The sequence below is a fragment of the Sphingobium psychrophilum genome (assembly GCF_012927105.1).
GTDB classification, from domain to species: domain Bacteria; phylum Pseudomonadota; class Alphaproteobacteria; order Sphingomonadales; family Sphingomonadaceae; genus Sphingobium; species Sphingobium psychrophilum.
The window spans coordinates 35,014-55,026 of sequence record NZ_JABBFV010000024.1 but is presented as its reverse complement, the minus strand read 5'-3'; the positions used below and the strand labels follow the sequence as shown (position 1 = coordinate 55,026).

General features: G+C 63.6%; 14 protein-coding genes. 6 read left to right on the top strand and 8 right to left on the bottom strand.

The features are described 5' to 3' along the window. Positions 1–4: 4 nt before the first annotated feature. Together HHL08_RS21685 and HHL08_RS21680 are read right to left on the bottom strand one after the other, a co-directional pair. Positions 5–847, bottom strand: a complete 843-nt coding sequence (locus tag HHL08_RS21685) for an NAD(P)-dependent oxidoreductase (RefSeq protein WP_169575040.1) — start codon at positions 845–847, stop codon at positions 5–7. A 175-nt stretch (positions 848–1,022) separates the two neighbouring features. Then, positions 1,023–2,168, bottom strand: coding sequence for a LysR family transcriptional regulator (locus HHL08_RS21680; protein WP_328804728.1), 1,146 nt, complete (start codon positions 2,166–2,168; stop codon positions 1,023–1,025). Between the two features lie 143 nt (positions 2,169–2,311). Between HHL08_RS21680 and ligK the strand changes: the two genes are divergently transcribed. From ligK to HHL08_RS21665, 3 genes are all read left to right on the top strand, one after another. Then, positions 2,312–2,986: a 4-carboxy-4-hydroxy-2-oxoadipate aldolase/oxaloacetate decarboxylase gene (gene ligK, locus HHL08_RS21675; RefSeq protein WP_169575038.1), complete on the top strand. Its 675-nt coding sequence runs from the start codon at positions 2,312–2,314 to the stop codon at positions 2,984–2,986. Positions 2,987–3,104: 118 nt separating this feature from the next. Beyond that, positions 3,105–4,163 carry a 4-oxalomesaconate tautomerase gene (locus HHL08_RS21670; RefSeq protein ID WP_169575037.1) on the top strand — a complete coding sequence of 353 codons (1,059 nt, stop codon included), beginning with the start codon at positions 3,105–3,107 and terminating at the stop codon, positions 4,161–4,163. Positions 4,164–4,258: 95 nt separating this feature from the next. Then, complete coding sequence (locus HHL08_RS21665; protein WP_169575036.1) at positions 4,259–5,131, top strand: amidohydrolase family protein; 873 nt, start codon at positions 4,259–4,261, stop codon at positions 5,129–5,131. A 74-nt stretch (positions 5,132–5,205) separates the two neighbouring features. Here the strand turns inward: HHL08_RS21665 and HHL08_RS21660 are convergent, their stop codons facing one another. Together HHL08_RS21660 and HHL08_RS21655 are read right to left on the bottom strand one after the other, a co-directional pair. After that, positions 5,206–6,876, bottom strand: coding sequence for an MFS transporter (locus HHL08_RS21660; protein ID WP_169575035.1), 1,671 nt, complete (start codon positions 6,874–6,876; stop codon positions 5,206–5,208). Between the two features lie 12 nt (positions 6,877–6,888). After that, positions 6,889–8,289, bottom strand: coding sequence for a DcaP family trimeric outer membrane transporter (locus HHL08_RS21655; RefSeq protein WP_235955216.1), 1,401 nt, complete (start codon positions 8,287–8,289; stop codon positions 6,889–6,891). Positions 8,290–8,479: 190 nt separating this feature from the next. Between HHL08_RS21655 and acs the strand changes: the two genes are divergently transcribed. Both acs and HHL08_RS21645 read left to right on the top strand, forming a co-directional pair. Then, positions 8,480–10,423, top strand: a complete 1,944-nt coding sequence (acs, locus tag HHL08_RS21650; protein ID WP_169575034.1) for an acetate--CoA ligase — start codon at positions 8,480–8,482, stop codon at positions 10,421–10,423. Between the two features lie 109 nt (positions 10,424–10,532). Then, complete coding sequence (locus HHL08_RS21645; RefSeq protein WP_268932747.1) at positions 10,533–11,141, top strand: response regulator transcription factor; 609 nt, start codon at positions 10,533–10,535, stop codon at positions 11,139–11,141. 128 nt (positions 11,142–11,269) lie between these two features. On the opposite strand, the gene HHL08_RS21640 is transcribed toward HHL08_RS21645, so the two are convergent. Further along, positions 11,270–14,557: a hybrid sensor histidine kinase/response regulator gene (locus HHL08_RS21640; RefSeq protein ID WP_169575033.1), complete on the bottom strand. Its 3,288-nt coding sequence runs from the start codon at positions 14,555–14,557 to the stop codon at positions 11,270–11,272. A gap of 209 nt (positions 14,558–14,766) precedes the next feature. Between HHL08_RS21640 and HHL08_RS21635 the strand changes: the two genes are divergently transcribed. Then, on the top strand, positions 14,767–15,759 hold the full coding sequence (locus HHL08_RS21635) for a hypothetical protein (protein ID WP_169575032.1): 993 nt from the start codon (positions 14,767–14,769) through the stop codon (positions 15,757–15,759). Between the two features lie 642 nt (positions 15,760–16,401). On the opposite strand, the gene HHL08_RS21630 is transcribed toward HHL08_RS21635, so the two are convergent. The 3 genes from HHL08_RS21630 to HHL08_RS21620 all read right to left on the bottom strand — a co-directional run bounded on the left by HHL08_RS21630 (position 16,402) and on the right by HHL08_RS21620 (position 19,963). Then, the gene (locus HHL08_RS21630; protein WP_169575055.1) at positions 16,402–17,589 is read right to left on the bottom strand and encodes a replication initiator protein A; all 1,188 of its coding nucleotides are present in this window, start codon (positions 17,587–17,589) and stop codon (positions 16,402–16,404) included. Between the two features lie 164 nt (positions 17,590–17,753). After that, positions 17,754–18,773: a ParB/RepB/Spo0J family partition protein gene (locus tag HHL08_RS21625; RefSeq protein WP_169575031.1), complete on the bottom strand. Its 1,020-nt coding sequence runs from the start codon at positions 18,771–18,773 to the stop codon at positions 17,754–17,756. Beyond that, positions 18,770–19,963: an AAA family ATPase gene (locus HHL08_RS21620; protein WP_169575030.1), complete on the bottom strand. Its 1,194-nt coding sequence runs from the start codon at positions 19,961–19,963 to the stop codon at positions 18,770–18,772. The genes HHL08_RS21625 and HHL08_RS21620 overlap by 4 nt, the downstream gene beginning before the upstream one ends. Between the last annotated feature and the right edge of the window lie 50 nt (positions 19,964–20,013).

The window sequence follows — 20,013 nt, the reverse complement described above, 5'->3', positions numbered from 1 at the left end:
GCCGTCATCCCGAAGAAATAACCCCGATCTTCTCCGCCAACCGCTCCGGCGGCGCCTTCACCCCCAACGCGCCGATCGCGGCCTGCCGCGCCACCGTGCCGCGCGTCATCGCCGCGCCGGTGCCCAGGCCATCCAGCGTCTTGACCACTTCCTCCATCTCGGCCGCGCGGCGCGTTCCGTGCACCAGCATCCGGTCGAGATTATAATCCGCCCGCACGGGCCAGGGTTTCGCCTTCTCGCTCGCATCGAGCGAGGCCAGCACCTCGTCCAGCACATCCGCTTGCGCCGCGGCCAGCACACATTCGGCGGTCAGCGCCTCGATCCCCTTGACCATCACCGACCGGATCATCTTGATCGAGGAGGCCCGGCCGACATCTGCGCCCACGACCCGCGTCTTGGCAAAGCCCAGCGCATGCAACCGCATTTCCGCCTCTTCCGCCTGCGCCCCGCTCAGCAACAGCGGTACGGCCATGCCCGCCGGATCGACCGGTGCCATCACCGCGACATCGACATAATGGCCACCCGCCGCCTCAATCAGCGCGGCGGCGGCCTGCTTGGTCTGCGGCGCAACGCTGTTCATGTCGCAGAACAGCGTCCCCGGCGCGATCAGCGCCGCGGCGTCGCGCGCCACCGCCAGTGCCTGATCGGCCGTCACCAGCGACAGGATCATCGACACGCCCTGCACCGCATCGTCCAGCCGATCGCGACAGACAACGCCCAGATGCGCCATCACGCTCGCCCGCGCCGGATCGCGATCATGCGCCAATGCGCGCGCGCCCCACGCGCCGGCCGCCGCGAACGTGCTGCCGGCCTCGCCAAATCCGATCAGGAGAATATCGGTCGTCATGGCAGGAAATCTGCCTGCCCATATGCACGGCGACAAATCGGAACAGCCGCGCAGTCATAAGCGGACGCTAAATATGACAGTATGACGCGGGCCGCCCATCTCGCCGATTATCCGCAATCCCTATGGACGATGCCCGCGATGACAGACCACAGGGCAGCGCATATTCTCCGGTCCGTCAACGCTGCGACACCGCCTCCAGATCGGCCATGAACTCCGCCTGCACCGTTGTCGGGCGCCAGGATGCCCGCGTGGTCACGCCGATGGATCGGCTGGCCGGCGATACCGGCGTGTCGATCCGGCACAGCCACCCTGCCTCCAGTTCCACCCTGACCTGGTCGGGCGACAACAGGGTCAGGAAATCATTGTCGATCAACAATTGCCGGATCGTCATGACCGATCCCGATTCGATCGGCACCACCGGCAGGCTGATGCCCTGCTCGCTGAACAACGCTTCCCAGCTCTCGCGCAGCGGTGCCCCCGGCGCGGCGATGATCCAGGGATAGCGCGCCAGATCAGCCATGGCAGGCTGCGTCTCCGCCAAAGGATGCCCCGCCCGCGCAATCACTACCGGCCGGTCCTCGAACAGCGCCGCCTGCTCGAAATCCGCCTCCAGCAATGGCAGGCGCAGCGCCCCCACCATCATGTCGATCGCGCCATTGCGCAACGGCTCGATCAGTTCGGCGCGCGACCCTTCCAATATGGTGATCCGCACCCCCGGTCGCCGCCGCAGGAATCGCGACACGGCTGCGGGCAGCACTCGCGCCCGCGACAGCGGCATCGCCCCGATCGCGATGCTGCGCGTCTCATGCCCCTTGAGCGCGGCCAATTCGGCCAGCCCCGCCATCAACTCGACGCGCGCCAGGCGAAAGGCGCGCGCCATCCGCACGCCCGCGTCGGTCAGCATCACCACCTTGCCCCGCCGCCGCACCAGCGGCCGCCGCAGTGAAAGGCTGAGGTCGTTGACCGCGCGATGCAGCGAGGGGATCGAAAGGCCCGTCAGCGCGCTCGCCGCCGGATAGCTGCCCGCATCCGCCAGCGCGATCAGCGCGCGAAACCGCGCCATCGTCACATGCGGGCTGGCGATATGGTCCAGCGCGCCGCGAAATCGCGGCACCAGCAGCGCGCCCGCATCGGTCACCGTCATCCCGTCATGGCGGCGGTCGAACAGCGGCACGCCCAGCATGGTTTCGAATCGCGCCAGCGCCTGGGTTATCGCCGGCTGGGTCAGGCTGACCGCAACCGCGGCCGCGTTCATGGTCCCGCGATCCGCGATTTCCACGGTCGCGCGCAAATGACGAAGGTTGATGTCGGTCCAGTCCACATCGCCATATTTAGTGAAAACTAATGGCTTGGCCAGATTTCCTTTTTGCCCTTTCCCCCGAACGGGTCCAGCCACCATCCTGTCCCGCGCCGCCTGACCATCCGCTTGGTCCGTGCGCCGCAATCGTCAAGGAGAAGGTCAGCATGTCCGGCATCGTCGTCCAGAATATTGAACGGGCGGACCTTAGCGTCGTCGACGGTCTCGCCAAATGCGGCGTCGCGACCGTGCATGAGGCGCAGGGCCGCACCGGCCTGCTCGCCTCGTACATGCGCCCGATCTACACTGGCGCGCGCATCGCCGGCAACGCCGTCACCATCTCCGCCGCGCCCGGCGACAATTGGATGATCCATGTCGCGATCGAACAATTGAAGGAGGGCGACGTCCTCCTCCTTGCCCCCACCAGCCCCTGCACCGACGGCTATTTCGGCGACCTGCTCGCCACCTCGGCGCAGGCGCGCGGCTGCCGCGGCCTCATCATCGACGCGGGCGTGCGCGATGTGCGCGACCTCACCCAAATGCACTTCCCCGTCTGGTCGAAGGCGGTCCATGCCCAGGGCACGGTCAAGAACACCATCGGATCGGTCAACGTCCCCGTCGTCTGCGCCAATGCGCTGGTCCATCCGGGCGACGTGGTGATCGCCGACGATGACGGCGTGTGCATCGTGCCCCGCGCCGAGGCCGCCGCCGTGCTGGAAAAGGCGAGAGGGCGCGAAGCCGCTGAAGAAGCCAAGCGCGTCCGCCTGGCCGCCGGGGAACTCGGCCTCGACATCTACAATATGCGCCCGCGCCTGGAAGAAATGGGCCTGAAATATATCTGACGGAACCGTGTTCCCGCGCAGGCGGGAATCCAGTCCTGCCGTCGCATGATCGATCGACCGTCTGCACTGGACTCCCGCCTTCGCGGGAGCACAACAAGGGCGGAACCGGAGTTTGCTTATGACCATCACCCAATCCCCCGTCCTATGGATGCGCGGCGGCACCTCCAAGGGCGGTTACTTCCTCGCCGAAGACCTGCCCGCCGACACCGCCGCCCGCGATGCCTTCCTGCTGCGCGTCATGGGTTCGCCCGACCCGCGCCAGATTGACGGCATGGGCGGCGCCGACCCGCTCACCAGCAAGGTCGCGGTGGTGAAGAAATCGGCGCGAGACGGCGTCGATGTCGATTATCTCTTCCTCCAGGTCTTCGTCGACAAGGCGGTGGTCAGCGACGCGCAGAATTGCGGCAACATCCTTGCGGGCATCGGCCCCTTCGCCATCGAACGCGGCCTCGTCACCGCGCAGCCGCACGAAACCCGCGTCGCCATCTTCATGGAAAATACCCGCCAGATCGCCATCGCCACCATCGAAACCCGCGATGGCAAAGTCTGCTATGACGGCGACGCCAGGATCGACGGCGTCCCCGGCAGCGCCGCCCCCATCCCGCTGGAATTTCGCGACACCGCCGGCTCCTCCTGCGGCGCTCTCCTCCCCACGGGCAACGCTTTTGACGAGGTGGAGGGCGTCCGCGTCACCCTGATCGACAATGGCATGCCCTGCGTGGTGATGAAGGCGCAGGATGTCGGCATCACCGGCTATGAGGATCGCGATACGCTGGACAATGATACAGCGCTCAAAGCCCGGATCGAAAAGATCCGCCTGGCCGTCGGCGAGCGCATGAACCTGGGCGATGTCACGGACAAATCGGTGCCCAAGATGATGCTGGTCGCTCCGCCCCGCAATGGCGGCGCGGTCACTGTGCGCAGCTTCATCCCGCATCGCGCTCATGCCTCGATCGGCGTATTGGGCGCAGTCAGCGTCGCCACCGCCTGCCTTGTCGAAGGATCGCCCGCCGCCGAGGTCGCCTCGATCCCCGACGGCAATCGCAAGACGCTCTCGGTCGAACATCCGACCGGTGAAACCACATGCGTCATGGAACTGGACGACAGCGGCAATGTCACCAGCGCCGCCATGCTGCGCACCGCGCGCAAGCTGATGGACGGCGTCGTCTTCGCGTAAACTCACTATTGCCGTTCGCCCTGAGCCTGTCGAAGGGTCTTTCTTTAAACAATTGCAGGGCTTCAAATGGCTCAGCCTGAACGGAGTTGGAAACAATGACCCGCATCACCTCATGGCATAGCGCCCCGTCCAAACCGCTCTACACGCTACCCGCTGGCGCGATCGACGCCCATTGCCATGTCTTCGGCCCGATGGCGGACTTCCCTTTCAGCGCGAAGGCGAAATATCTCCCGCAAGACGCCGGCCCGGACAAATTGTTCGCGCTGCGCGATCATCTGGGCTTTGCCCGCAACGTCATCGTGCAGGCCAGCTGCCACGGCACCGACAATAGCGCGACTTTGGACGCCATAGCCAAGGCGAACGGAAAAGCGCGCGGCGTCGCCGTGGTCAATCCGGCCATCTCCGACGCCGATCTCGCCGCCCTGCATGATGGCGGCATCCGCGGCATCCGCTTCAATTTCCTCAAACGCCTGGTGGACGACGCGCCCAGGGACAAGTTCCTCGACGTCGCCAGGCGACTGCCCGCCGGCTGGCATGTCGTCATCTATTTCGAAGCCGACATTCTGGAGGAATTGCGCCCCTTCATGGACGCGATTCCGGTGCCGCTGGTTATCGACCATATGGGCCGCCCCGACGTGACCCAGGGGCCGGACGGTGCCGACATGAAGGCGTTCCGCGCCTTCCTCGACAGCCGTGACGACATCTGGTTCAAGGCCACCTGCCCCGACCGCCTTGATCCGACAGGCGATCCCTGGAACGCCTTCGCCGACGCGGTCGCGCCGCTGGTCGCCGATTATCAGGACCGCGTGTTGTGGGGCACCGACTGGCCGCATCCCAATATGCAGGACGATATTCCAGACGACGGCCATCTGGTTGATATGATCCCCCGCATCGCGCCCACCGCCGAATTGCAGCGCAAATTGCTGATCGACAATCCGATGCGGCTCTATTGGCCGGAGGAAGCATAACCCATTGATATAAAAACAAAAAGGCGGCATCCGACGATGCCGCCTTTTCCATTTTAATTGTCCAACTCGCCGTCTCAGTCGTCAATATTGCGGCGGAACGTCTCCGGCAGGAACAGCAGCCCGATGACCACCGTCGCCGCCGCGATGACCACCGGATACCACAGGCCATAATAGATGTTCCCGGTCGCCGCCACCATGGCGAAGGCGGTGGTGGGCAGGAACCCGCCGAACCAGCCATTGCCGATATGATAGGGCAGCGACATCGACGTATAGCGGATGCGGCTGGGGAAGAGTTCCACCAGCATCGCCGCGATAGGACCATAGACCATCGTCACCAGCATCGCGAGCGCCCACAGGATCGCCACGACCGCGACCTTGTTGATCTTCGCCGTGTCCGCCTTGGCCGGATAGCCTGCTTGCGCCAGCCCCGCCTTCAACTGATCCTGATAGGTGGCGATCGCCGCCGTCTTGTCTGCCCCCGCCAGCGTCGCGGCATTGGGCGCGGTAAAGCTGGCAGCGCCGATCCTGACCACCGCCGGCGTGCCGGCTGCGGCCTCGACATTGTCATAGCTGACGCCGGTCTTGGCCATGAAGGTCTTGGCGACGTCGCAGCTCGACCGGTCGAACTTGTTCTTGCCGACCGGATCGAACTGGAACGAACATTCCTCGCCATGGGCGACGATCGTCACAGGCGCGGAGGCCTGCGCCGCCGCCAGCGCCGGGTTGGCGGCATTGGTCAGCGCCCCGAACAACGGGAAGTAGGTCATCGCCGCAAGGGCGCAGCCGCCCAGGATGATCGGCTTGCGGCCGATCTTGTCGGACAGCCAGCCGAAGAAGACGAAGAAGGGCGTTGCCAGCGCCAGCGCGATGGCGATCAGGATATTGGCCGTCGCGCCATCCACCCGCAGTGTCTTTTCCAGGAAGAACAGCGCATAGAATTGCCCGGCATACCAGACTACCGCCTGCCCCATGACCGCGCCGAGCAGTGCGATGATGACCCAACGCAGATTGCCCCATTTGCCGAACGCCTCAGTCAGCGGTGCCTTGGACGTCGTGCCCTCATCCTTCATCTTCTGGAAGACAGGGCTTTCGTTGAGCTGCAACCGGATCCACATCGATACGCCCAGCAGCAGGATCGAAATCAGGAACGGCAAACGCCAACCCCATGCGGCAAATGCTTCCTCGCCCAGCCCGTACCGAAATCCGATAACGACCAGCAGCGCCGCGAACAGCCCAAAGGTCGCCGTCGTCTGAATCCAGCTGGTATAAAGGCCGCGTTTGCCCTCCGGCGCATGTTCCGCGACATAGGTCGCCGCCCCGCCATATTCGCCACCCAGCGCCAGGCCTTGCGCCAGGCGCAGGACCAGCAGGATGACCGGCGCAGCCACGCCGATGCTGGCATAGTTGGGCAGCACGCCCACCGCGAAGGTCGACAGGCCCATGATGCCCATGGTCACCAGAAACGTATTCTTGCGCCCCACCATGTCGCCGATCCGCCCGAACACGATCGCGCCGAACGGCCGCACCGCAAAACCGGCGGCAAAGGCGGCGAGGGCAAAGATGAACCCCGTCGTCTCGTTCACGCCCGAAAAAAATTGTGCGGAAATATAGGTCGCCAGCAGGCCGTAAAGATAGAAATCATACCATTCGAACACCGTGCCCAGCGACGACGCGGCAATGACGAGTTTCTCGTTCTGCCCCGTCACGCTATGCTTTGGCCGGCCGTCTTCATATGTTGTCGCCATCTGCCCTCTCCCTTAAAACGTGAATTTAGCGGCCATTTCCAGGCGGTCTATCTCGCCTTTTAAGCCACTGGCGACTTCGCGCTGACCATGGCGATACTCGATCCCCAGATCCAGTTGCTTGACCGGCGACCAGAAAATATTGCCCGCAACGCTGTAGGCCGCGACATTGGCCAGATCCGGCAGGGCTATCGCATCGGGATACCAGGCCTTTTGATAGGCCGCCATGACGGTGGATCGTATCGTATCGGTCCAGCCCAGCTTGATGGCCGCAAACCCGGCGAAATTGTCCACGATATAGAGCCGGTCGCCGATCGCGGGATCATAGATCGCGTCAGGCACGAAACCGACCGTAAAATAGCGCCCCATGCCCTGACCATAGGTCGCGCTGAACCGGATGTCGTGGCGCCCCTGCGGCCCGAACGGCACCTTGCCCGCCGCGCTTATGCCCCATCCGTTCGCCGTGTCGCCAAACCCGTCGCCATGGATGGACAGCTTGCGATACAGGCCGGCGATGTGCATTTCGCCCGCCTCGCCCTTATAGGCCAGCTTGGCGACCAGGTCGGGCATCCGGTCGCTGTCATTATCTTCCAGCGCGGCCGACGTCGTGCCGATCGTCTCGGTCTGCGGATTTTCCGCCGCCAGATACAGGCTCCAGTCGGCCGACAGCGGCTGCCGATATTGCACCATCATCTGCCGAACGAAGATCGCGCCATCCATCGGCCCGACGAAATCCGTGGTTTCGGGGAAATGATTGGGGTTCTGGAACGTGGTCCATTCCTGCCCTACCAGCCAGTTGCCATAGCTGATGAAGCCCCGGCGGAAGGTCGGCGTATAGGGATTGGTCGCGCGCTGTGCGCCGAGCGGCGCGGCGGCCAGTGCGAAGTCGAACTCGACCACGCTCTTGACCTCCTGGCCGCCCAGCGGCGTAGAGGTGCTGAACGCCAGTCGCGTCTGCCGCGCATGGCCGATGATGTCGCGGCTGCTGCCGCCGCCAACCGGTATCTGTTGCGGCAGGTAGAACTCCTTGCCCAACGATCCGCCCGGCACCACGCCATCGTCATAGCGGGTGGCGCTGCCCACTACCTTGACGAATCCGCCCAGCTTGAATGTGGTCGCTCCGACCTTGAAGCCCTCGGCGGCTGGCTTGGCCTCCAGCGCGGCAACGCGGCTGTCGGCCTTTTGGACTATCTGGGTTGACGCCTGCTGTTCGCTGCGCGCCTGCGTCAATTCGCTTTTCAACGCCGATACGGCAGCTTCCAGTTGGTTGAGCCGCGCTTCCAACTCCGCTTCGCGCTGTGTCTGCGCTACAGCGCCGGGCGCGGCGCTCATCGCCACGGCCATCGCGCCGATCGCCACGCTGCGCCGCCAGTATCTGCTATTTGGCGTCTGCGCCGTCAGGGTTCGCATCATCATTCCTCTCCCGCCGATCGACCCGTCTGTGCGGGGTTGGTGGCGATCAAACCATGGCTGCATCATGCGGAGGATACAGGGGCGGGGAGAAGGCGGACCATGGTCGGAAGGGCACCCGACTTTGGTCGAGGATGCCGCCCCCGCCTGCATGCGTTACGCTAAGGTCGAAAGAGCTTGGAGAGGTTCTCACCAAATGAGCGAAGCCCTGTATCCCGTCCCCGCCGCCCTGGCCGCCGACGCCCGCATCACCGCCTCGACCGCCGCAGCCATGCATGCGCTGGCCGCCTCCGATCCCGATACATTCTGGCGGCAACAGGCGCAGCGGCTCGACTGGATCACCCCCTTCACGAAGGTTGATGAAAGCAGCTTCAACGAAGCAGATTTCGGCATAAGCTGGTTCGCCGACGGTCAGCTCAATGTCAGTGCCAACTGTATCGACCGTCATCTGGCGACCCGCGGCGATCAGCCCGCGATCATCTGGGAAGGGGATGATCCCGCCGACAGCCGCGTCATCACCTACGCCCAGCTGCATGAGGAAGTCTGCCGCTTCGCCAATGTCCTCAAAAGCCATGGCGTGCAGCGCGGCGACCGGGTCACCCTCTATCTGCCGATGATTCCCGAAGCCGCCTTCGCCATGCTCGCCTGCACCCGCATCGGTGCGGTCCATTCGATCGTCTTCGCCGGCTTCTCCCCCGACAGCCTCGCCAGCCGCATTCGTGACTGCGACTCCCGCATCGTCGTCACCGCCGACGAAGGGCTGCGCGGTGGCAAACGGGTGCCGCTCAAGGCCAATGTCGATGCCGCGCTCGACCATTGCAGTTCGGTAGAAAAGGTCATCGTCGTCCAGCGCACCGGCGCCGACGTCGCTATGGTGGCCGGCCGCGACCTTTTCTACGGCCCGGCCCGTGACGCCGCCGCCACCGACTATGCGCCGCAAGCCATGGGCGCTGAAGACCCGCTCTTCATCCTCTATACCTCCGGCTCCACCGGCACGCCCAAGGGAGTATTGCACAGCACCGGCGGCTATCTGCTCTGGGCGTCGATGACCCATGAGCATGTGTTCGACTATCGCCCTGGCGAGGTCTATTGGTGCACTGCCGACATCGGCTGGGTAACCGGGCACAGCTACGTCGTCTACGGCCCGCTCGCCAATGGCGCGACGACCTTGATGTTCGAAGGCGTCCCCAACTATCCCGACCACAGCCGCTTCTGGCAGGTGTGCGACAAGTGGAACGTATCGATCTTCTACACCGCGCCCACCGCGCTCCGCGCCCTGATGCGCGAAGGCGACGCCTATGTGCAGGCCGCCAGCCGCGCGTCGCTCCGCATCCTGGGCAGCGTGGGCGAACCGATCAATCCCGAAGCCTGGGAATGGTATCACCGCATCGTGGGCGATGGCCGCTGCCCGATCGTCGATACCTGGTGGCAGACGGAAACCGGTGGTATCCTGATCGCGCCCCTGCCCGGCGCGACCGATCTCAAGCCCGGCTCCGCCACCTTGCCGCTATTTGGCGTCCACCCCCTGCTGGTCGATGCCGAAGGACAGGAACTGGACGGCGCGACAGAAGGCAATCTCTGCATCGCCAAAAGCTGGCCGGGTCAGATGCGCACCGTCTATGGCGACCATGCGCGCTTCTTCCAGACCTATTTCACCACCTATCCCGGCCGCTATTTCACCGGGGACGGCGCCCGCCGCGACGCCGACGGCTATTATTGGATCACCGGCCGGGTCGATGACGTCATCAACGTGTCGGGTCACCGCATGGGCACCGCCGAAGTTGAAAGCGCGCTGGTCGCACATGCCAAGGTCGCCGAAGCCGCGGTCGTCGGCATGCCCCACCCGATCAAGGGCCAGGGCATCTATGCCTATGTAACGCTCAACGCGAACGAGGAGCCGTCGGACGACTTGCGCAAGCAGCTGGTCGCCTGGGTCCGCAACGAAATCGGCCCGATCGCCACGCCAGACATCATCCAGTTCGCGCCGGGCCTGCCCAAGACCCGATCGGGCAAGATCATGCGCCGCATCCTGCGTAAGATCGCGGAAGGCGAAACCGGCGCGCTCGGCGACATTTCGACGCTGGCCGATCCGTCCGTGGTCGAAAAGCTGATCGCCGATAGCCAACTCGCCAGCGCGTGATCGAAAGGACTTGCCCGGCCTACGGGCAAGTCCCTATTCCAAGCTGGCGACAGACCGGCCAGATTGCCGCCCGGAGAGGAGCGCGACGCTGACGACACAGGGCACCATTTTGGTGGCGGACGATCATCCGCTCTTTCGTCACGCCCTGGTCATGGCGGTGGAATCTGTCGCGCCCCACGCCCGCATCATCGAAGCGGCCACGCTGGACCGTGCGGTCCAGGCGGCAGGCGCAACCAGCGACTTGCTGCTCATCCTGCTCGACCTGAAAATGCCGGGATCGGCGGGCTTCTCCGGCGTCGCCCTGCTCCATGCCGAACGCCCGTCCGTTCCCATCCTCGTCATCTCTAGCGCAGAGGCGCAGGTCGCCTCGCCCGAAGCCCGCCGTTATGGCGCGGTCGGCTTCATTGGCAAGGACCAGCCTCTGTCGGTCATGGAGGAAGCGATCGCCGCGGCGCTCGACGGCAACAGCCCCGCCCCCCTGTCCGCAGTCGAAACGGACGACATGGCTGACAAGGTGGCCGCGCTCACCCCTACCCAGTTGCGCGTCCTGCTGGGCGTGCTCGACGGACGGCTGAACAAGCAGATCGCTTTTGATCTAGGCGTGGCGGAATCAACCATCAAATCCCATATGACCACGATCCTCGCCAAGCTGGGCGTGCAGAACCGTACCCAGGCCGCGCTGGCCGCCCGCGCACTGGGCCTCGGCGCGGATCGATAGGGCGAAACCCTCCTCCGTTCGGGCTGAACCTGTCGAAGCCGATTTCTTCTTGAGGGCGTAGAAGAACAAACCGCCCACCCTACCGCGTGCCGTATCGCGCGGCAGGGCTTGGCCAGGATCATTCAGCCTTATGCGCGGCCTTCGCGCGCCAAACCGGCGAGCCAGTCGTCCAGCACCGTACCGCCCAGCGGCTTGGCCAGTATCGCAACGCCGCGCTGCCGCGCTCGCTTGTGCATGGCTTCCCCCTGCTCTGCCGTCACCAGCGCCACCGGTAGGCCCGGCCGTCGCGCCCATAGCGCGTCGATCAGGTCGATCCCGTCACGCACCCCGTCCAGCGCAAAATCCACCAGCGCGCCGTCAAACACCTCCGTCGCGGCCAGGGCTTCCCCCTCCCCCGCCGCCGTCACGCAACTATGGCCCATGGCCTCCAACGCAGCGCGCATGGCCGCACGATTGGCGCTGTCGTCGTCCACCACCAGAAGCCGCAGGATGGCCGCACCACGCGCGACCACCATGTCAGCTATCGCCGCGACAGGCGCGTCTGCCGTAACCCGCGGCAGGCCGATCGCAAAGCAACTCCCCCTGCCCTCCTGCGACCACACATCCACCCTCGCCCCGATCAGCGCGGCGGACCGCTCCACGATCGCCAGCCCCAGGCCGATGCCATTCTCGCTTCCCTGCCCCAGCCGCTCGAACTCGCGGAAGATGATGTCCTGCTTGTCGGCCGCAATGCCGATGCCGCTGTCGCGCACCTCGATCCGCATCTGGTCCCCGCGCTGCCGCGCCGCCACGATAATCCCGCCCCGATCGGTATAGCGGATCGCGTTGCTCAGGAAATTCTGGATGATCGACCGCAGCAACGATCGGTCCGTCTCAACCCAGCCATCCCCCGCCCCGACCCGCAGCGACAGTGCCTTTTCGGCCGCCAGTGGCCGCAGGCTTTCGACAAGATCGACCAGCATCGGCCGCGCCGCAAAGCGCGTCGGCTGCGGCGTGACCCCGCCCGCGTCCAGCTTCGATATGTCGAGCAGCGCGCGCAGCAGGTCGTTTGCACCTTCGATCGAACGGTCGAGCCGCGCCAGCATCGCCCGTTCCGGCTCCTCCAGCCGCCGGCGCAACGCGGACGAAAACAGCATCGCGGCGTGGAGCGGTTGCAACAGGTCGTGGCTCGCCGCCGCCAGGAAGCGCGTCTTGTCCGCCATCGCCGTCGCCAGTTGCGTATTGACGTCGGACAGCTGCGCCGTGCGCTGCGCCACCGCCTGTTCCAGATCACGCCGCGCCGTCTCGGTCGCGGCCCGCGCCTCCGCCTCGATCGTGATGTCGGTGAAGCTCATGACATAGCCGCCATCGGGCATCGCCCCACCCACCGTCTTGATCACGCGACCATCGGTCCGGTGCCGCTCGAAACTATGCGGCTTGCGGCTGCGCATATGGCCCAGCCGCCGGGCGACATGGTCTTCCACTTCTCCCGGCCCGCAATCGCCCCGCTCCGCGTTGAATCGGATCAAATCGGCAACGGGTACGCCGACCCGTATCATTCCATTATCGTAACGAAAAAGATCGAGATAACGGCTGTTCCACGCCACCAGCCGCAGGTCGCGGTCGATCACGCTGATCCCGACATCGATATTCTCCAGCGTCGCGGCGAGAAGCCCTTGCGAGAAATGCAGCGACTGCCCCGACGCATCCAGCATCTGCGCCACATCGGCAAAGCCCATGCCCTGCCCGGAGATGGCCGACGCCATGATCGCGCGCGCCGATGACGCCCCCACCACGCTGCCGATCAACCGTTCTGCTACGCGCGCGCTGGTCCGGTCGATCCTGCCGTCCCCCGAATGCGGGCTGCCAAAGGCGTCGGCGGCCGCCTCGCTGCCTACGAAGCGCGTCACTAGGTCGCTGAGCGCCGCGATCGTCCCGATCGGCGCGATCCCCCGCTGCCGCACCAGCGCCGCCACCCCTACGCCCCGCGCCGACACGAGCAGATAGGCCAAGATGTTGCCGCCCAGGCTGATGACCGTGCCTAGCGTCACCGCGTTTACGCCATCCCAGCGGTCAAGCCAGTCGGGCATCAGATCGATCGCCGGCAGGAATAATGTCCCCATCCAGATCGCAAAGCCGGTCATCAGCCCCGCCCCGCCCGCCATCGCGTCGTTATGCGGCCGATAGACAGCGAAAATCAGAGCAGGCGCGCATTGCGCGATCGCGACGAAAGCGATCAGTCCGACCGACGCCAGCCGGGTCGTCGACGGCGTCGCGATGGCGTAGAGGGTGGCGGCGGCGACCAGCCCGACGATCGCGGTGCGCCGTATCCACAGCAGCCGTTCGCCCATATGGGTGCGACCGGTCGAACGACGCAGCAGGATAGGCGCGAACAGGTCGTTGGAGATCATGCTGGAAATCGCGACGACCTCAGTCACGACCATTGCCATCGCGGCGGACAGACCCCCGAAAAAAACCAGCAAGGCCAACCCCTGAAAGCCGAAATGCTGCGGCAGGCTGAGCACGAACAGGTCCGGCGCGGCCCCATCGTCCAGCAACGCGATACCCGCGGCGGCGATCGGCAACACCGCGAGCACCGTGACGAGCAGATAGGCGATGAACCCCCAGCGCGCCCGCAATATGTCGTCGGGTCCGCGCGCTTCCATGACGCTGACGAAGAAGTGCCGCGGCATGCAAATGATGGTCAGCATCGACAACAGCGTCGTGACGACGAAATCCCCATCCAGCCTTCCGGGCGAAAAGCCGCTGCGAAAGACCGCGATCCCCGTCCCTACCTGCCCCAGCGGTATCGTCCACAGCAGCCAGCCGGCCAGCCCCGCGACCAGCAGCAGGGCAACCAGCTTCAACACGGATTCGGTCGCGACCACGAACAGGATCGCCTCATTTTGCCCCGCCACCTGATAGCGCCGCGCGCCGAACAGGATGGCGAACAGCGCCAGCGCCGCCGATGCGCCGATCAGCGGCACCGTGCTTTCGGGCGTCTGCGACACGAGCGCAAAGCTGAAGGCGACCGATCGCAACTGCAGCGCGACATAGGGAATCGTGCCGAACAGCAGAATGATGGTGACCAGCGCCGCGATCGCCCGGCTCTTGCCGAAGCGCGACCCGATGAAGTCGGAGATCGACGTCGCGCCGTCACGATGCACCTCGACATGCAATCGCCGCAGGAAGCCCCCACCCAACGCCATCACCAGCGCCGGTCCCAGATAGATGGGCAGATAATCCCATCCCCCGGTCGCCGCGCTCCCGACCGCGCCGAAATAGGTCCAGCTGGTGCAATAGACGGCCAACGCCAGGCCATAGGCATGGATACGCCAACGCGATCCACTCAGACGGGCGCGATAGCGATGGGCCAGCGCCGCGCCACCAAACAGCAACGCGGCGTACAGCATGGCCAAGAGGATGGCGATGGACATGCACCCGCCATAGGCGCGTCGCGCGCGCACGCCAATCGGTCCGAAAGATGAAGGATTGGCGGCCAGCAAAATTCGATGTAGAACTAGACTATCTAAAAGGAATATATCGTTTAGTATATCATCATATATAATTGATTTAGCTGTATATTTTATAGGTAATGATATTCATGCATATGCCGCTGCTAGGCGAAAATTTGGACGGTGACGCGATGGGCGATACCAGCATTCTGTCACTCTATGCTGACGCTCAAACCACATTGGCGCGGATCGAGGAGCGCCGGCGACTGAGTCCGGTGCGCCGCCCCTGGAAGATACGAAGCTTCATCGCCGAACGCCAGGCCCTGGCATGGGTCGATGCGACATCGGTCGAGGCGAGTGCGTTTACGGTCGACGGCCGCGGCAGCATCGGCGGCGCGGCCTTCGACCTTACCCATTGGCGGCAGGCCGTCGGCGCGCCGGTAACGCTGGATACGTTACGGACTGACATCAACGGCCTTCTCGACTGGCTCGGCGTGCATGATGTCCCTGCCAATGTTGGTCCGTGGTCACCCCCAGGCCTCCCGCTCGCCGACGTGCGACAGCATGTGGCGCGATGGCAGGAGGAAGCGGCCGCCCTGCCCCCCTCCCCGCCCCTGCTTCATGGCGCGCGCCTGGCGCTGGCGTGGCGACGTTGCGCACCGATCGGGCGGGGCGATGCCGTGGCCAGCTTCCTGATCGGCGATCGCCATGGTCCGGGCCGTTGGGATGCCTCTTTCGGCGGCCTCGTCGCTCTGGGCTTTCAGGTCAGCGCTGCCGCGTGGAAGATCGCTGACCCGGCTCAGTTCGACCGGCTATGGCTTCGCGCCATCGTCCTGGGCGCCAGCGACCATCTCGATCAGGAAGCGCGCTTGCGTGGATATGCGGATCGGGCAGCCAACCATATCGCATCGCGCCGTCGCCCCGGCCGTCTGAAGGACGTGCTAATGATGGCGATGTCGCGTCCCTATATCAGCAGCCGACTTGTCGCCGATCAACTGGGGCTGACCTCAGCTGGCGCAATCAAATTACTAGGCATCGCAACCGTTGCTGGATTGCTGTTGGAGCGATCCGGGCAAAGCAGCTATCGGACCTATGCAATCCCGGTGAGCCATGCGACCCATGCCGCCTCCGCGCCGGACCCGCTTGCCGACCCTGACAGCGCCGACTTTTGGTCCAGAGACTGAAAATTCAGCCTCGCCAGAAGGCCGCTGAACGCGATGCGCCGCCACCGACATAGAACAATGTGCCAGGAGCATGGCAGCGCCCAAAGGCGCTCCTGGGGCCTCTATTCCAATTTTCCGGTTTTGTTCTTCGTGGATGATCTAATTTTATCAGCTGAAGTTTGATTGACTCGCTCTCCCTGCGACCCGCGCCGAAGCTACGATGACTTCGATCTTACAAAGGGATTTGGTCACGCTCTCATCCGTTTGGAAAGGTCCATGTCGATGCAGCTTACCAAATTACGCGACCCCCAAGATGCATATCCAAAAGCACGTCTAAGCACGACCTCTACATCTCACCATGCTAGACGCAGGTCATCAGTCCGCGCGCAGCATTGAAATGTGGGCGATAGCGGAGAAGGGGAGGGGTTAGGTTTGAGCGACTTTTAGGCGATCATCGTGTTTTCAGAATCGCAGTGACCCGGAAGATGTCCATCGCAGCTTACCGCCATCACGACCCAGCGTCCGCTTAGTAAGACGGTCAGACGCACGCTTTTCCTGCGATTATCGATCTCAGCCCGCGGGGCAGGACAATTGATCCAAAGCCAAGTTGGGAGATAGCCCGTCCGAAACACGTGATTCTGAAAACACGTTGATGGGCAGATATCAGGACCGAAGCTGATATTTATTGCGGCGATGATGTTCCTTCACGAAGCCATAAAAGCGCTTCGAATAGTTCCGCGGCAGCTCATGCGGATTGCTGCCTAAGAAGGCATCGAAGCGGCGCATCAACTCATCATAATCCCAGCCCGGAAACTCGCTGCGGATTGCGGCATGGACGTCGGCATCCAGTATCTCGCTGGCGCGGCCGGTGATGACTGGCGCGCGACGCGCCTTGCTCTTGTCCGCACCCGGACTGCGCAATCCACCAGCCGCCTGCGCGATCAGCTTCATCGCTTGGCGCGGATCGATCATCGCGTCATCACCAGCCGCTGGCGGGGCAGGGGAAGGGAGAGGGGCCGCGCGACGACCGGCACGGGCCCGCTCGTCCATATGGCGGCGCATGACCATGCGCATCTTGGGCTTCGGGCTATCGGCATTGACGACTTCCAGACTGATGTCTGGCAACTCATTGGTGCGGGCTAGGTCGAGCAACTTGCGCTTGAACACCGGATAGCTGCTTTCGCTGCCGCTCTTCTGGTGCAGCGTTTCGAACCCGATGACGAAGCCGTCCGCACCATTACCACCCGCATGTTTGCGGGACGCGCGATAGAGCCATTTGCCAAGTCCGCTGGTGATCTCGAAATAGAGCGGCGATATGGCGAGCACGTTACGCTTGTCCATTACGCCGTCGAAGAACCATTTGGACAGGGTTATCTCCATGCCCAGCGATCGCTGCGTGCGCTCGTCCACAAGATGGGTATAGCTGTCGATCCAGGAGAAGGTCGTTTCCCGGCTCTTTGCGCTCGCACGGATGTTGGTCTTGATCGTCGTCGCCTGCAACCGGTCTAACGCGCTCACCAACCGCTCATAGGCCCGGCCGCTGGTGCCCCAACAGATGCGCTTGAGCAGGTCGCCGGGTTGGAGCCGAACGACGGGAGACAGATCGTTCAGCCCGCGCTCGCGCAGTTCATTCAGGTGCGACGCCAGATAGATCATGATGTCCGCGTCCCAGATCGTCGCCATGCCATAAGTCGGATTGGCGGAAACATGGACCGTCACCGACTTGTCGGGACTGACATATTCGATCGGTTTCACCCGCTTGCGTTTCGCCAGGCTGAAGAAGGGACGCTGCATCGTCTCTTGATAGTCACGCAGCGAAATGTCGCTGAAATCGGGCAGGGTGAAGAACATTTCGAACTGGACCTTGCGCTCCTTCAGCGCCGTCTTAAGTTCCCCCTCATTCCCCACTGCACCATCCCGTTCCCGCTGTCCCCCCAAGGGGAATTTCGAATAACAAACTGAAATATAAGGGTTATTCCTCTATTTTCAGCTTTTCACTCCTGCATGATCGTCTGTTAGCGCCGTTTAACGCCGCGAATACGTGCCGCATCGATCACAGGACGCAACGCCTCCAATATTGCATCGGTCGACAGGTCGGACGGCGTCAGTGACAGGGTCAATATCTTCTGTTGATCCTTCACCACCTCGCCGATTGCCTTGCCATTGCCGGCCGCGATCGACGCCTTCTGCACGCGCCCCTTCACGGCCACGGCCTTGAGCAATCGCCCCATCACCTCGACGCCTGCGATCGGCTGCTCATCGCCCGACCGGCGGAAACTCTGCTCCGACGCGATCTGCTCGGCCGCCGCCTCCAGCTTCGTCCGGCTTGCAGGATCACGCAGCAAGGGCAAAAGCCGCTCGCCATATTTCGCCTGCAAATCCATCGGCGAATGGAAAGCGCTGACCAGGAAGGGCGGGATCTCGGTTAAGGCGATATAGCGTGACAATTGCGACTTGGAGATTTTCAGCCGCTCGGCCATCCGCAACTGAACGCCGCCGTAGAAGCGATCGACGGCCGCCTTGTAATTGACGCCCCGCTCCAGGTCGGAAATATCTTCCCGCTCGCGATTTTCGATGTCGGCCAGCCGAAACGCCGCCTCATCGTCCAGATCCTCGATGATGGCGATCAGGTCGATGTCGGGATAATGATTGCTGTTGAGCCAGTTGATCGCCCAGTGCCGCCGCGTCCCCGTCACCAGTTCATAGGGCAGGGGGCCATTAGGCGTGCGCCGCACCACCGCGGGAATACGGTTGCCGCCTTCCGCCAGCACCGAATCGATCAGGCTGCGCAGCCGATGCTCGTCCAGCAACGTATAGTCGCGCGCATTGCCCGGCCAGATCGAACATTCGGCGGGCTTCAACCGGATGGTCGGCCGCTTCACGATCCGCGCCGCCTCGCCAAAGGCTTCCAGACGCTTGTTAGTGAAATTGACGCGCCCGGCCGCTGCTGTCGCTTCCGCCTCTGTGGGCGCAAGCGGCGTCGGCTCGTTGGCAACAGCGGCCAGTGCTTCGCTGATCAGTGACCGCCGGCTCATGCCGCGACACTCACGCTGGCGTCCGTACCGGTCAGGCTGGTCGATGACCATTGCTGCCTGATTTGCTGAACGACTTCGCCGAACACGGCGTCCAGATTGTCGCGGCATCGCGTATAGGTCTGGTGCGAGGCTGACGGCTTGGATTCATAAATGGATCGGAATGCCTGCGTCGCGTTCTTGATTTCCTCGGAAGCCAATATGGGTTGCCCCAGTAACAGCCCGGCATAGGTTGCCTGCATGATCCGCCACATGTCATTCTCGCCGGGCTTGCTGGGCGAAAAGGTAGAACATACGACGCGGATGAAGCCGTAATTGACCGGCGTGCCATTTTGTTCGAGGATCTCGATATTGTCCGCGATGGTGTCCATGAAATGGATGGTCGACAGATAATCGAGCTGGCGCGCCGGCACCGGGATTAGCAATCCGGTCGCCGCCGCCATCACATTGAGGCCCAGAAAGCCCATGGCTGGTGGCGGATCGAGCAGGATGACGTCGAAATCCTTAGTCACGCTGGCAATGCCGATGCGCAGGGCTTGCAAACTCTCTCGCACCGCCTGCCCGCCTTCGCGCAGGGTGGACGTCAAATCCCATTCCGCATCCTGAAGCCCCAGGCTGGACGGCACGATCTTGATCGTTGGCCAGGGCGTATCGCGGATCGTTTCGGCAAAATTGCTGAAGGTGCTGCGCGGCGACAGGAACGCGCCCAGCGTCTGGTCATCGTCGATCAGCGTTTCGGGCTGAATGTCGAACATGGTGGTCGTCGATGCCTGCGGATCGCAATCGATCACCAAAACACGATAGCCATGCAGCGCCAGATAATCCGCCAGATGCTTCGTGATCGTGCTCTTGCCGACGCCGCCCTTGAAATTCTGCACCGCCAGCACGACTGCATCCTCGTCCGGTTGCTTGCCGACATGGATGCCCAGCGCTTCACGAATCTGGGTCAGGTCTTCCAGCGTATAGTAGCGGCGGCCATTGGGCAGTTGTTTGGGCTGGGGCAGGCGTCCCTTGGATTCCGCCTTGGCCAGAGCCTCCGGCGTGCGCCCGATCAATTCAGCGGCGACGGTCGGGCCGAATGTGATGTCGAGCGTTTTATGCGCGTCGGGACGGAACACGATCGTCTTGATATGATCGCGCATTTGCTGGCATGCCGTCGTGACGTTGCGCAGCGTGTTGACGGTAAACGACATGGCGCCCCTCATAACCGAATCATGACGATAAACTGGTTGGCGTTTTATGC